Here is a 13,705-nt window from a genome sequence, read left to right on the forward strand (position 1 = left end):
ATTCATGGCGACGGTTTTGTGACGGTGGGGCCAGCCCCTACACGCGCTTTTCATTGGCTTGTAGTGTGTGCCGCAGGTACGCACGCGATAAAGGGGTTTGCTATCACCGCCCGCACGGCTGCCCTGTTCAATTACGCGGGAAATTAACGTTAAATTGTGATTATCTTCTGTTAAAGCTAAAATTACCGCGCCAAGAGCAGCCTGCCCAAACCCATGCGCGTCCTGCCGTTGGCCATACATTTACAGGAGAAATTTCATGACAATAGCTGTTGTAATCACAACGCATGGTCACGCCGCCAAAGCCCTGCTGGCCACGGCAGAAATGATCATCGGCGAACAGGACAACGTGCGCTGCGTGGATTTCGTGCCGGGCGAAAACGGCGAGGTGCTGGCGGGGAAAATCCGCGCCGCCGCCGCCGAACTCGACACATCCGCCGGGCTGCTGTTGCTGGTCGATTTGTGGGGCGGCACGCCGTTCAACGCGTCCAGCGGCATCGCCCACGACGATGCCAACACCGAAGTCGTCACCGGGGTGAACGTCCCCATGCTCGTCTCGGTGCTGATGGAGCGCGAAGACATCACCGCCCTGCCCGAACTGACCGCACTCGCCCAGCGTGAAGGCGCCGATGGCGTCAAGAGTCTGAAAACCCAGGCCGCCGCCAAGGCCGCGCCTGCCGCTGCCAGCAGCGCCGCTCCCGCTGCCGCCGCTTCACAGGAAACGTTCGACGAAAATGACCCCGAAGTGCAGCGTCTGCGCGCCGAAGCCTCCGCCAAGGCAAACGACGGTCCGCACATGAGCTTCGGTCTGTGGCGTATTGACGACCGCCTCATTCACGGCCAGGTCGCTACCCGTTGGACAAAGGAAACCGGCGTCAAGCGCATCATCGTCGTCAATGACAACGTCGTCAAAGACAAAACCCGCGCCACCATGCTCAAGCAGGCGGTACCGCCGGGCGTCACCGCGCACGTCGTCAGCGTGGACAAAATGATGCGCGTCTATAACAACCCCGAATACGCGGGCGAAAAAGTGATGCTGCTTTTCACCAACCCGACCGACGCGCTGGAGCTGGTGCGCCGTGGCGTGCCGATCCAGTCCATCAACATCGGCGGCATGGCCTACAAGGAAGGGCGGGTGATGCTTGATATGTCGGTCTCGGTCGATGAAAAAGACATCGAAGCCTTCAAGGAGCTGGACAGCCGTGGCATTGAGCTGGAAGTGCGCAAGGTCGCCTCGGACAAGAAAGTCCCGGTATTGCAGCTCATCGCCGAAAAATACAAACCCCAAAATTAAGGAGATATTATGGAACTCTCTACCCTGCAAATTATCGGCGTTTTTCTCGTCGGCTGTATTTCCGGCATGGGCTCGATTCTCGACGAATTTCAAACGCACCGCCCGCTTATCGCCTGCACCATGATGGGCGTTGTCCTCGGCGACCCCACCACCGGCATTATGCTCGGTGGCGCGCTGGAAATGATTGCACTCGGCTGGATGAACATCGGTGCCGCCGTTGCGCCGGACGCCGCGCTTGCCTCCATCATTTCCGCCATTCTCGTTATTGCGGGCAAACAGGACATGAACGTCGCCATCGGTCTTGCCATCCCGCTTGCTGCCGCCGGGCAGGTGCTGACCATCATCGTCCGCGCCATTACCGTCGGCGTCCAGCATGCGGCCGATAACGCGGTGAAAACGGGCAACCTCAGCTCCATCACCTGGCTGCACCTCGGCGCGCTGCTCCTGCAAGCCATGCGCATCGCCATTCCGGCGCTCATCGTCGCGTTGACCATCGGTACGGATGCGGTGAAAAACATGCTTGATTCCATCCCGGAAGTCGTCACCGGCGGACTGGGTGTGGCAGGCGGCATGATTGTCGTCGTCGGTTACGCGATGGTGATTAACATGATGCGCGCACCGCACCTGATGATGTTCTTCTTCGTCGGCTTCGTCGTCGCCGCCTTCACCAGCTTCAACCTCGTCGCCCTTGGCATTCTTGGCATCGCCATGGCCTTCTTCTACATCCAGCTACACCCGAAATACTACAAGGGCTTTGCGGGTGCATCTTCTGCCGCACAAGGCAAAAACAAACTGGATAACCAACTGGATTAAGGAACACACACATGGAAACCACAAACAAAAAAATCCGCCTGACCCAGGGCGACCTCAATGCCTGCTTTATCCGTTCCAACCTGCTGCAAGGCTCCTGGAACTTTGAACGGATGCAGGCGCTTGGCTATGCCTTCGGCATCGTCCCCGCCATCCGCCGCCTCTACCCCGAAGGCAGCCAGGAACGCAAAGACGCCATCAAGCGCCATCTGGAGTTCTACAACACCCAGCCGTTTGTCACCGCGCCCATCCTCGGCGTCAACCTCGCGATGGAAGAAGAACGCGCCAACGGCGCCCCAATCGACGATGCCGCCATCAACGGCGTCAAAGTCGGGCTGATGGGGCCGCTCGCCGGCGTTGGCGACCCGATCTTCTGGGGAACCCTGCGCCCGATCTGCGCTATCCTCGGCATCGGCTTCGCGCAAAATGGCAGTTGGCTCGGCCCCATCCTCTTCTTCGTCCTCTTCAATGCGGTACGCCTCTTCGTCCGCTACTGGGGCATCCAGTACGGCTACAAAAAAGGCCTGGAAATCGTCTCCGACATGGGTGGCGGACTGCTGCAAAAAATCACCGAAGGCGCGTCCATCCTCGGCCTCTTTGTGCTAGGCGCGCTGGTGAACAAATGGACGAACATCAAACTGCCAATCGCGCTCGGAACCCTGCGCGACGATGCAGGCAACATCGTCAGCCAAACCTCGCTACAAAGCACACTCGACAGCCTTCTGCCCTCCTTGCCCGCGCTTTGCCTCACCTTCCTCTGCATGTATCTCTTGCGCAAGGGCGTGAACGCGCTGTGGCTCATCTTTGGCATGTTCGCCATCTGCATCCTGGCCTACTGGGTGGGCATGCAATGGCCGTGGTTGCTGGTACAAACCCAATCCTGAAAACCACAAAAACAACCCCTCTCGCGAGAGAGGGGTTTGCGTCTTCGCTGAAGAATAACATCCCCCCCTATTTATAGTGGAATAAACTCGAAACAACCCAAATCCAGAGTCTGTGTAGTGAACTGAAGCAAGGCAAGCCGCCGATATGCCCCCTCCCCCTGTGGGGGAGGGTTGGGGTGGGGGCAGCAAGCGTGAAAAATAGGCTTTGATTCATCAACAATATCACCAACCCCCACCCCGTCCCTCCCCCACAGGGGGAGGGGGCGAACAAATGCTTGGGTTGTTTCTGCTTTATTCCACTATACATACACCTTGAGCGCTCAAGTGTATGTATAACCCGACCCCAAAAAACACCCCATGCTCACCACCATCGGCCTTTGCCTCCTGAACCTCGGCTACCTTGCCTACCTCGCCTACGACATCGGCGTCCAGTCGCGCCGGGGCGGGAAAACCCTCACCGCCGTGCGTCTGCGCCGCCGCGCCACTGATGCCGTCTTCCTCGCCGTAATCATCGTCGCCGGACTCTATTACGAAGCGACCCACGACCAAAACCCCGCCAACCTCGCCGCCCTCGCCCTGCTCACCGCGCTCGTCCTCACCGCCGGCTTCCGTTACCCCAAATGGCGGCTGAAAAAAGACGGCTTTACCGCCGGTGGCCGCTACTGGCCGTATCGCGCCATCAGCGCGATGCGCCTCTCCGAAGACGGCGTCCTCGTCCTTACCCTTGAAAGCGGACAAAATCTCATCCTGCCCGTCGCCCGCATCGACGACCTCGAACACGCCGCCGCCTTCTTCACCGGCGAAGAAGCACTACAACACCTCTTTGAGCGCCCGGTAAAAAAAGACAAATAGGTGACTTATCCTTAATTACAACGACGTGCAGTCCGCTGTTATTTAAGGAATTGATTGTATAGCCATCCTCTCTAAATTCTATACAATCATTCATTTCCCCGGAGCCTGACCATGCCATACCCCCAAGCCATGTGCTGAGTTTCATCGGCTACACTTCACCAGCAGAATTTGAAGCGATCTACTATCGCCAAAAAGGCGGATTAGACAAAGCTGCCTGATCCAATCAATCCGCCCTCCGATGTGTGGGGGCAATTCAATACTTGTCACTGCGCGAGCTGTTCCAGTCGCTCGTGCCTTGCTAACCCAACCTACGAACAAAATCATCGTGTTACGACAAATTGTCAACAGCCCCGAATTCAACTATAGCCATCCACCGAAAGTTTCAGACAAGGCGCGCCGCTGAAGGCAGTACGTGGTTGTACGGCGAAGCGGCGCAACACCGTATGAGGCTTTCGGTGGATGGCTATAAATCCCGTTCCCTCTACTACGGGAGAGCAGGCTTCATTACCATCCTTGCGTGTGCTGCACGACGAGATCGGCAAGCAATTCGATGTGTGCCGGGTCGTCGTTCAAGGCGGGGATGTAGTCGTAGTGCCTGCCGCCGTGTTGCAGGAAGAGGGCGCGGTTGGTCATCGCCATTTCTTCGAGGGTTTCCAAGCAGTCGGCGGCGAAGCCGGGGCAGATGACGCGGAGGTTTTGGCAGCCGCTGTCGGCGAGCTGGCGGATGGTTTCGTCGGCGTAGGGGCGCAGCCACGGTTCGTTGCCAAAGCGCGACTGGTAAACGAGGCGGTAGCGGTCGGCGGGCAGTTGCAGGCTCTCGGCGACGGCGGCGACGGTCGCTTCGCATTGTTGCGGGTAGGGGTCGCCTTCGGCGGCGTAGCGCGCGGGCAGGCCGTGGAAGGAAAAGAGCAGTTGTTCGGCCGCGCCGTGGGCGAGGGTGTGACGGCGGATGCTGTCAGCAATCGCTGCGATGTAGCGCGGGTGGCTGTGCCAGTCGCGCACCAGGCGCAGCTCCGGGATGCCGCGCCGGTTGGCGAGCGCCTGGGCAACGCCGTCGAAGACGCTGGCGGTGGTGGCGTCGCTGTATTGCGGGTACATCGGCACGATGAGCAGTTTTTCGAGGCCGCCGGTGGCGAGGGTTTGCAGGGTGCGGGCGATGGACGGCTCGCCGTAGCGCATCGCGCTTTCGACGTGAAGGTGGCCGAGGCCGCGTGCGGCGAGGGCAGCGCGCAGGGCGACGGTTTGCCGCGCGGTGATGGCTATCAGCGGCGCGCCGTCTTCCTGCCAGATTTGCCGGTAGGCGTGCGCGGAGCGCTTCGGGCGGGTGTTCAGCACGATGCCGTGCAGGATGGGCAGCCATTGCCAGCGCGGCAGGTCGATGACGCGGCGGTCGGAGAGGAATTGGTTGAGGTAGGGGCGCAGTGCTTTTTTGGTCGGCGCTTCGGGCGAGCCGAGGTTGATGAGGAGGACGGCGGCGGATTTGGGCATGGACGGGTTTTGCGGGGCGGTATGTGGCGAAGCGACGATTGGGGTGGCGTCGCTTCGTGTTTGGAGAGGGAATGCAGGGGCGGTTAGCGTAGTGCGTCCCCGCCCGTTTTGATGATGACGGGCGGTTAGGGTAAGGGCGACAATCGATTGAAAAACAGACATCAATTCGTCAAGGACATTGCTCACCCCCACCCCGACCCTCCCCCGCTGCGGATGCTGCGCCTCCTGCGGGGGAGGGGGCTATCAGCGGGCGGTCTCTCGCGCTAAAGCGCGAGCTGTTCCAGTCGCACTGCGCGCCAGGGCGTGTTTGCAATTCGTTTTGGATACGGTCGCTAACGCGGATGATTTGCTGCCCCCACCCCGCCCCTCCCCCACGGGGGAGGGAGCAGTTTGGTGGATGCCCGCAGAACGAATCCCGCAACGGAGGGGGGGAATTGCAAACAGCCCCTAACCGCCCCTGCTTTTTTACAGCTCCAGATGCTTCAGGTATTCGCGGAAGCCTTCGCCCAGCTCTGGGTGGCGCAGGCCGAGTTCGACGTTGGCTTCGAGGTAGCCGAGTTTGTCGCCGCAGTCGTAGCGTTTGCCGTCAAAGCGGTAGGCGAGCACGGTGCGTTCTTTGATGAGCGCGCTGATGGCGTCGGTCAGCTGGATTTCGCCGCCCGCGCCTTTCGGCGTGTTTTGCAGCAGTTGCATGATGTAGCCGGGCAGGATGTAGCGGCCGATAACGGCTTGGGTGGAGGGCGCGCTGTCCGGGTCGGGTTTTTCGACGATGGCATCGACAGTTACGATCTGGTCGGAGAGCGCCGCGCCTTCGGTGATGATGCCGTAGCGCTTGGTGTCTTCGCGCGGCACGTCCATCACGCCGAGCACGCCCTGCTGGTGTTTCTCAAAGACTTCGACCATTTGCCGCATGACGGACTTGCCTTCGTTGATGACGAGGTCGTCGGCGAGCAGGATGGCAAAGGGGCGGTCGCGCACGATGGGCTGCGCGCAGAGGACGGCGTGCCCCAGCCCCATCGCCATTTCCTGGCGGATGTAGGTAACGCTCATGTCGCGCGGCTTGATGCTGCGCACCAGTTGCAGGAAGTCTTTTTTGCCGCGCTGTTCCAGTTCGTTTTCCAGTTCGTAGGCGACGTCGTAGTGTTCGGTAATCGCCCATTTGTTGCGCCCGGTGACGAAGATCATGTTGCGGATGCCCGCTTCGTAGGCTTCTTCGACCGCGTATTGAATCAAGGGTTTATCGACGACGGGCAGCATTTCTTTCGGCGTCGCCTTGGTGGCGGGGAGAAAGCGGGTGCCAAATCCGGCGACCGGGAACACGGCCAGTTTTACGGCTTCACTCATGGTTTCCTCCTTACAGGGATGTGAGTACGTCAAGCGCGGCGGCGAGGGTCGCAACCGCATGAATTTTCAGGCCGAGCATTGTAGCAGAGCCGCGCGTCCTGTTGCCTTCGGGCAGAATCGCCTGTTTGAAGCCGTGCTGCTGCGCCGCCTTCAGCCGCGCTTCGCCGTTGGCGACCGGGCGCAATTCCCCGGCGAGACCGACTTCGCCCATGACGACCACGTCGCGCGGAATGGCGACGCCGCGCAGGCTGGAATGCGCCGCCGCCAGCACCGCCAAATCCGCTGCCGGTTCGCTGATTTTCAGACCGCCGACGACGTTCACATACACATCCATGTTGTGCAGCGAGATGCCGCCGTGGCGGTGCAACACCGCGAGCAACATCGCCAGCCGTCCGCTGTCAAAACCCAGCGCGGTGCGGCGCGCATAACCACCGCCGCCGCCATCGACCAGCGCCTGCACCTCGACCAAGAGCGCGCGCGAGCCCTCCCACACCGGGAAAACGGCGCTGCCCGGCTGCTGCCCGTCCGGGCGCGAAAGGAAAATCGCCGACGGATTGCTCACCGGCTTCAAGCCATTCTCCAGCATGGCGAACATCCCCAGCTCATTGACCGGCCCGAAGCGGTTTTTCACCGCGCGCAGCATGCGGAAGCGGCTGCCCGCCTCGCTTTCAAAATACAGCACCGTATCGACCATATGCTCCAGCACGCGGGGGCCGGCAATCGCGCCCTCCTTGGTAACGTGGCCGATGAGAAAGACCGTCGTGCCGCTCGACTTGGCAAAGCGCACCAACTGCGCCGCGCACTCGCGCAACTGGCTGACCGCACCCGGCGCGGCAGAAAGTGCCTCGCTGTAAAGCGTCTGAATCGAATCAACCACCAGCACCGCCGGCTGCTCCGCCGTGGCAGTTGCCAAAATACGCTCAATCTGCGTTTCACTAAACAGCACAATGCGCTCGCGGGCGAGACCGAGCCGCTCGGCGCGCAGGCCAATCTGGCGCGGCGACTCCTCACCGCTGACATACAAACACGGCATCGATTGCGCCAAATGATGCACCGTCTGCAACAGCAGCGTCGATTTACCGATGCCGGGGTCGCCGCCAATCAGCACCACGCTGCCGCGCACCAGCCCGCCGCCGAGAACGCGGTCAAACTCGCTGATGCCGCTCGGCACCAGCGTTTCCGCCTGCAACTCCACCGCATCCAGCCGCTGCACCTGTCCGGCGGCAACGCCCGCATAACCGCCGCCCTTGCCCGCGCGCGGCGCTGCGACCGGCGCCGCTTCCTCCTCCAGCGTATTCCATGCGCCGCACTCGTGGCACTGCCCCTGCCATTTCGGATAAGCCGCGCCGCACTCGCGGCAGACAAAACGCGATTTCGCCTTAGCCATCGACCACCTCCGCGCGCACCCGCGCCGTCAGCATCGTCGTCAGCGTATAAGGAATCGTCCCCGCCTGCGCCGCGACCCGCTCCGCCGGATTGCCCTCGCCAAACACCAGCACCGCATCGCCAACCGCCGCCGTGTCATCGCCCAGCCAAAGCAGTGCCATATCCATCGCCACCCGCCCGACCAGCGGATAACATTTGCCGTTGAGCAGCAATTGCACCGCGCCGCTTTGAATCGCGCGCGGAAAACCGTCGCCATAGCCCAGCGCGATGGTTGCGAGATTACCCGCCACCTGCGCCTGAAACCCGTGACTATAACCGGCAAAATCGCCCGTTTGCAGACGGCGCACGGCGAGTACCCGGGTTTGCAGCGACATCACCGGACGCAAGCCCAGCCGCGCCGCATCGCCATCAGCAAAAGGCGACATCCCGTAGAGCGCCAGCCCGGCGCGCACCACATCCGCCCGCGCCTCCGGCAAAACAAACAGCGCCGCCGAATTGGCGAGACAACGCTGCCAACCGGCGGGCAAAACGAGCGCATCGAGCCGCGCCAACTGCGCGCGCGCATCATCCAAAACATCCGCATCGGCGCAGGCAAAATGCGAGGCGACGCCGAGCCAGCGCACCTGCTTGAGCGAGAGCACCTGCGGCAACCAGCGTGCGGCGTCATCAACCGCAAAACCGAGGCGGTGCATCCCCGAATCCACCTTGACCCAAGCGAAAATCCCGGCGACACCGCGCAGCCATTGCAGCTGCTCCGGCGAATGCACACAGGGCACAAAACCGTGCCGCGCGCAGAGCGCCGCCTCATCCGCGCCGAAAATCCCTTCCAGCAGCAGCACGGGCTTGACCGCGCCGAGCTGGCGCAGTTGCAATGCCTCATCTATTGAGGCCACCGCAAAGCCATCGACATCAGACAAAGCAGGCAACACCACCGCCACGCCATGCCCGTAAGCATCGGCCTTGACCACCGCGACCAGCTCCGCCGCCCCCGCCTGCCGCCGCAGCGTCCGCACATTGTGGCGCAACGCCGCCACATCAATCACCTTCACCAAAGGACGCATCGCCTTCCTCCACAAAAAAACAGCCGCGAATTATAGCGACTGCGGGCGGGGCGGGAGGGGCGCTTATGCCGTGGCGGATGTCAGGTTACGCACGGCGTGCCTTGTCTGAATCTTCCGCTGAACGGCTCTAACCTTCTGCATTTCCTTTTGTCTCGCCTTGAATGATGTCTTCAAGCAAATGAAATGCAAGCATGGCGTAGATATTGGCAGGTTGGCTGTCTGACGGGCAAAAGGAAATTGCGGAGATGAAAAATGTCCGTTGGTATTTCCCGTAAATCAAATTGACGCCACGGGCTACATGGAAATCAACTTCTTCAGGCGTGATATTTATGGTGCTTTCTTCTCCTTTCAGGATTAACGGTTTGATTTTTATGGGGCTGCGAGTATCTGTCAGGGTTATTTCCAGAATGTTATGTTGGTTTCCGGTCATTCTGGCGATGGTATGGGTGTTGCCGTTGTGTCTGATGATCATGTTTCAAGGGTTTCTGTTTGTTTTATAGCCATCCACCGAAAGCCTCATACTGTGTTGCGCCGCCTCGCCGTACAACCGCGTACTGTCTTCGGCGACGCGCCTTGTCTGAAACTTTCGGTGGATGGCTATATCTGCGGCATCGCGGGATGCGTCATATCCTGCGATGCCGTCGCTGACGCGGATGGTTTGCTGCCCTGACCCGTCCTACGGCTGCGCCTTTCCTGCCCCGCTTTCTCCACTCGCTGGGCGGCGTGGCAGGAACAGCGCGCGCGGCTCACGCCGGATTTCTTCGCGCAAGACGCTGACAAACTGGCGCAGCGGCGGGAAGCGCGCGTCGCGGGCGCGCAGGGCGACGCGCAGCGCGAGGTAGAAGCTGACCCAGAGGTTCACCAGCCCGATGGCGATGACGGCAAAGAGGCCTTGCGCGAAGACGCCGATGCTTTCCGGATGGCTCGCGGTGGCGTAGGCGAGGTTGGCCGAGGAGAAGGCGATGTGGCGGATGTCCAGCGGCAGTTCCAGTGTTTTGCCCATCCACGGGGTGATGCCGAGCAGCACGCCGAAGAGGAAGTTGCTGGCCAGCGCGCCGAGGTGGTCGTGGACGAAGTCGGCAAAGCGGGCGCGGGCGGGTTCGCGCAGCAGGCGGCGCAGCAAGGGGTTCACGCGCAGCCGCTCGCGCAGGCGCAGGTATTGGGCGCGGTTGTCGTAGTAGCCGGCGATGATGCCGGAGCAGAACAGCCAGACGGCGGCAATGGCGGCGTAGAACAGCGCCGACGGCATCGCCAGCGCCGCCATTTGGTGTTCGGCGCTGTGGTGGTCGAGCAGCGGCGCGCCGCTTTTGTCCGCCCAAAGGAGGCAAAGCGCGGTGGCGGTGAGCATGGCGAGGCTCAAATTGCCCAAAACGGCGATGCTTTGTGAGCGGTTCACGTCGATGAGCAGTTGCGCCAGTTTGCGCGCCCCGGCGCGGCCTTGTTGGGTTTGTTCGATGGCTTCTGCCATGCGCGCGGCGGTCATTGCCGGTTGTTTGGTGGCGACGGTGCAGTGGCAGAGGTAGATGAGGACGAAGCCGATGCCGTAGTCGAGGCTGGAGAGCAGGATGTAGGCGTTGTAACTGGGGACGGCGCTGGCGAGTTTGATTTTGAGCAGCGCCATCAGCGCGATGATGACGCCCGCCCCGGCGGCGCTGGCGTACATCCGCCGGTATTCGTGCCAGCCGCGTGCGATGTAGTGTTCGCCGTGCGCGCTTTTGTGCTGGGTGATGGATTGGCTCAAGAGGTAGGCGCTGCGGTGCCAGAGGTGGCGGATGTTGCGGCGGCGCAGGCCGCTTTCGATGAGCTGGTTCAGGAGTGCCAGCCAGTGCCGCGCTTCGCTTTCCGGGCTTTCGGCGGTGAGCACGGCGAGCAGCGCTTCGAGGCGGTCAAGGCTTTGTGCGAGGCGTTCCAGCAGGTGGGCGGTCGCAAGCGAGCTGCCGGAGGCGATGGCGCGGCTGTTCAAATGGTGCAGTTGTTGCCGCGACTGGTCGATGAGGACGTGCGCCTGCGCCAGCGTCGCCGCGTCGGTGGCATCATCCGGGTGGTCGCGCCAGTTGGTGATGAGCCGCGCCAGTTCGCGCTCAAGGGCGACGAAGGGCGAGTCGAGCTCCAGCAGGCGTTTGTCCAGCCGTATCAGGTCGGGCGCAAGGTCTTCGGCGCTGAGACGTATCGCGAGCATTTCCAGCGCGTAGGTGCTTTCTTCGCGCATGAGGCGGCGGGTGCGGCCACGCTGTTCGTCGTTTTCGCTGAGGCGGGCGAAGAGGCTGAGCCATTGGCGCGGCGCGATGGCGGTGAGCCAGTCGAGGTCGCGGCTGCCGTTGAAGACGCTGTCGAGCACGTCTTGCAATTGGCTTTCGTCCACCGGCAGCGGGTTCCAGCGGTCGTAGAGCAGGGTCGCGGTTTCGTGGACGATGCCGGTGCGGGCGAAGATGCCGACGCTGACGAGGCTGGCGTAGAGGTGCAGGTTTTGCAGCCAGCCGTGGATGTGTGCGCCAATCAGCGCGCGGTGCGAGGGCGCGGCGTCCAGTTCGCGGGTAAAGGCGGCGAGGCGTTCGCTGGCGCCCGTCGCCCCGCCCTGGCGCAGCCATTCGGCAAGGTAGCGCAGCATCCGTAGCGCGTTTTCCTGCGCCACCAGCAGGATGCGCAATCCGGCGGCGTCGCAGGCGGCGATTTGGCTACGTTCGCGGCGGGTGAGGGTTTTGTCGGGCATGGTCGTTCCTTGTGCGAAAAAGGCGGCAATCATAATGGAAAATGCAGGCAAACGCCGCAGGGTTGCGCGTTTTCACACCATCCACAGTAATTCACATTTTTTTGCACTATTTGATGCAGGTCAAGCCGACGCCCCCGTACCTTCCCTATAATCTTAAAAAATTTTTACTAACCCGCAACGTAAACATAAGGAGCGCTTTATGCGAAAAACTTGGTTATCCCTCTCCATTGCAGCATCCATGGTCATCGCTGCCCCCGCCAGCTTCGCCGCAGAAGGCGCAGCGCATACCGGCGGCCTTGAAGGCTACAAGGTCGGTGTGCAGCCAGAGGGACTGGACAAACTGGAACGTGTCAAACAGGTACTGGTTGACCCGCCCGGTGTGCCGGAACACACACTGGAAGCGCCCGCCAAACCGCGCATCGTCGAAGTGGAAATGACCATCCACGAAAAAGAAATCGAAGTCGAGCCGGGCGTGTTCATGTGGGCGTTTGCCTTCAACAACACCGTGCCGGGGCCGATGATTGTCGTCCACGAAGGCGATTACGTTGAGCTCACCCTGAAAAACGACAGCAAAAACCAGCTCATCCACAACATTGACTTCCACGCCTCCACCGGCGCCCTCGGCGGCGGCGACCTGACCCACGTCGCCCCGGGTCAGGAAGTGGTACTGCGCTTCAAGGCCATCAAGCCGGGCGTGTTCATCTACCACTGCGCCCCGGGCGGCGCGATGATTCCGTGGCACTTGGTGCACGGCATGAACGGCGCAATCCTCGTTATTCCGAAAGACGGCATCAAGGACAAGAACGGCAACAAGCTGCACTACGACAAGGCCTTCTACATCGGCGAACAGGATTACTACATCCCGAAAGACAAAGACGGCAAATACAAACGCTACGACAACCCGTCCGCCTCCTTCGCTGATGACAAGGAAGTGATGGACAAACTCATCCCGACCCACATCGTCTTCGGCGAAAGCAAAGGCTCGTTGGTTGGCGACAATGCCATGACTGCAAAAGTTGGCGAAACCGTGATGTTCTACCACTCACAAGCGAACCGCTACACCTACCCGCACATCATTGGCGGTCACGGTGAATATGTTTGGGAACGCGGCAACCTCGCCGACCCGCCGGCACAAGATCTGGAAACCTGGTCTATCGCCGCCGGTTCTGCCGGGGCAGCGATGTATACCTTCAAGCAGCCAGGTACCTATGCCTACGTTAACCACAACCTGATCGAAGCGTTCAACCTTGGCGCCGCTGGTCATGTCCGTGTGGATGGCGAGTGGAACAACGACCTGATGGAGCAAGTCAAAGCTCCGGGCCCGATGGCTGGTGGTGAAAAAGCCGCTCCTCCGGTTGATCCGATGAAAAAAGAAGCCGCCCCGGCGAAGAAATAACCTTTGCCCCGACGGGAAAAAGGAAGGCGTAATGCCTTCCTTTTTTTGTGGCGGGAGGATACATACACCTTTTCCGCTATCTTGTTATGTATAGCCATCCTCGCGAAGCCCTGTACGGCGTTGCGCCGCCTGACTGGCTTTAGATGTATCGCGATAAAATAAGCGATTGCCCCAACGAGCCATCCCATGAAAAAAATGCACCACACCACCAGCGGCACTCTCTCCATGAAATGGATTGCGGGCGGTGTCTGGGCATTCGTCTTCTTCGTCGCGGTGCTGCTTTGTATTGTGCTGCGGCTGGCGTGGTCGCAGGGCGGTGGCATTGAGGCCGAAGTACGCGGCCACGGCATCGCCCGCCAAGTGCAATGCGCGCGCGATGGCGCCGCGCTGTGGATGGGCTGGACGTGTCGGGTCGGGGAAATTATTTGGGGTGGTGTCCTAAAATGTATGCTGATAAACGGCGGGCAAACAAAAAGCAACGGA

General features: G+C 61.0%; 12 protein-coding genes. 6 read left to right on the forward strand and 6 right to left on the reverse strand.

From position 1 onward, the window contains the following. The first annotated feature begins 256 nt into the window (after positions 1-256). The 4 genes from manX to ACO54Z_RS03005 all read left to right on the forward strand — a co-directional run bounded on the left by manX (position 257) and on the right by ACO54Z_RS03005 (position 3,837). The gene (gene manX, locus ACO54Z_RS02990; protein WP_485995683.1) at positions 257-1,291 is read left to right on the forward strand and encodes a PTS mannose transporter subunit IIAB; all 1,035 of its coding nucleotides are present in this window, start codon (positions 257-259) and stop codon (positions 1,289-1,291) included. Between the two features lie 9 nt (positions 1,292-1,300). Further along, positions 1,301-2,104: a PTS mannose/fructose/sorbose transporter subunit IIC gene (locus ACO54Z_RS02995; protein WP_485995684.1), complete on the forward strand. Its 804-nt coding sequence runs from the start codon at positions 1,301-1,303 to the stop codon at positions 2,102-2,104. An 11-nt stretch (positions 2,105-2,115) separates the two neighbouring features. Beyond that, positions 2,116-2,985 (forward strand): PTS mannose transporter subunit IID, encoded by an 870-nt coding sequence (gene manZ / locus ACO54Z_RS03000; RefSeq protein WP_485995685.1) that lies wholly within the window; start codon positions 2,116-2,118, stop codon positions 2,983-2,985. A 357-nt stretch (positions 2,986-3,342) separates the two neighbouring features. Continuing rightward, positions 3,343-3,837: a DUF986 family protein gene (locus ACO54Z_RS03005; RefSeq protein WP_485995686.1), complete on the forward strand. Its 495-nt coding sequence runs from the start codon at positions 3,343-3,345 to the stop codon at positions 3,835-3,837. Between the two features lie 504 nt (positions 3,838-4,341). Here the strand turns inward: ACO54Z_RS03005 and hemH are convergent. The 6 genes from hemH to ACO54Z_RS03035 form a co-directional block, all read right to left on the reverse strand. Continuing rightward, a complete protein-coding gene (gene hemH / locus ACO54Z_RS03010) occupies positions 4,342-5,325 on the reverse strand; it encodes a ferrochelatase (protein ID WP_485995687.1) in 984 nt (327 codons plus the stop codon). 465 nt (positions 5,326-5,790) lie between these two features. Continuing rightward, positions 5,791-6,669, reverse strand: coding sequence for a UTP--glucose-1-phosphate uridylyltransferase GalU (gene galU, locus ACO54Z_RS03015; RefSeq protein WP_485995688.1), 879 nt, complete (start codon positions 6,667-6,669; stop codon positions 5,791-5,793). A gap of 10 nt (positions 6,670-6,679) precedes the next feature. Then, a complete protein-coding gene (gene radA, locus ACO54Z_RS03020) occupies positions 6,680-8,056 on the reverse strand; it encodes a DNA repair protein RadA (protein ID WP_485995689.1) in 1,377 nt (458 codons plus the stop codon). Further along, complete coding sequence (alr, locus tag ACO54Z_RS03025) at positions 8,049-9,116, reverse strand: alanine racemase (protein ID WP_485995690.1); 1,068 nt, start codon at positions 9,114-9,116, stop codon at positions 8,049-8,051. Before alr ends, radA begins: the two co-directional genes overlap by 8 nt. A 127-nt stretch (positions 9,117-9,243) precedes the next feature. Continuing rightward, positions 9,244-9,588, reverse strand: a complete 345-nt coding sequence (locus ACO54Z_RS03030; RefSeq protein ID WP_485995691.1) for a hypothetical protein — start codon at positions 9,586-9,588, stop codon at positions 9,244-9,246. 204 nt (positions 9,589-9,792) lie between these two features. Continuing rightward, complete coding sequence (locus ACO54Z_RS03035; RefSeq protein WP_485995692.1) at positions 9,793-11,826, reverse strand: site-specific recombinase; 2,034 nt, start codon at positions 11,824-11,826, stop codon at positions 9,793-9,795. A 199-nt stretch (positions 11,827-12,025) separates the two neighbouring features. On the opposite strand from ACO54Z_RS03035, the gene nirK reads away from it, so the two are divergent. Together nirK and ACO54Z_RS03045 are read left to right on the forward strand one after the other, a co-directional pair. Beyond that, the gene (gene nirK, locus ACO54Z_RS03040) at positions 12,026-13,222 is read left to right on the forward strand and encodes a copper-containing nitrite reductase (RefSeq protein WP_485995693.1); all 1,197 of its coding nucleotides are present in this window, start codon (positions 12,026-12,028) and stop codon (positions 13,220-13,222) included. A gap of 186 nt (positions 13,223-13,408) precedes the next feature. Then, positions 13,409-13,705: hypothetical protein (locus tag ACO54Z_RS03045; RefSeq protein ID WP_485995694.1), on the forward strand; the 297-nt coding region annotated here is incomplete at its 3' end.

This window comes from Cardiobacterium sp. (genome assembly GCF_057314735.1).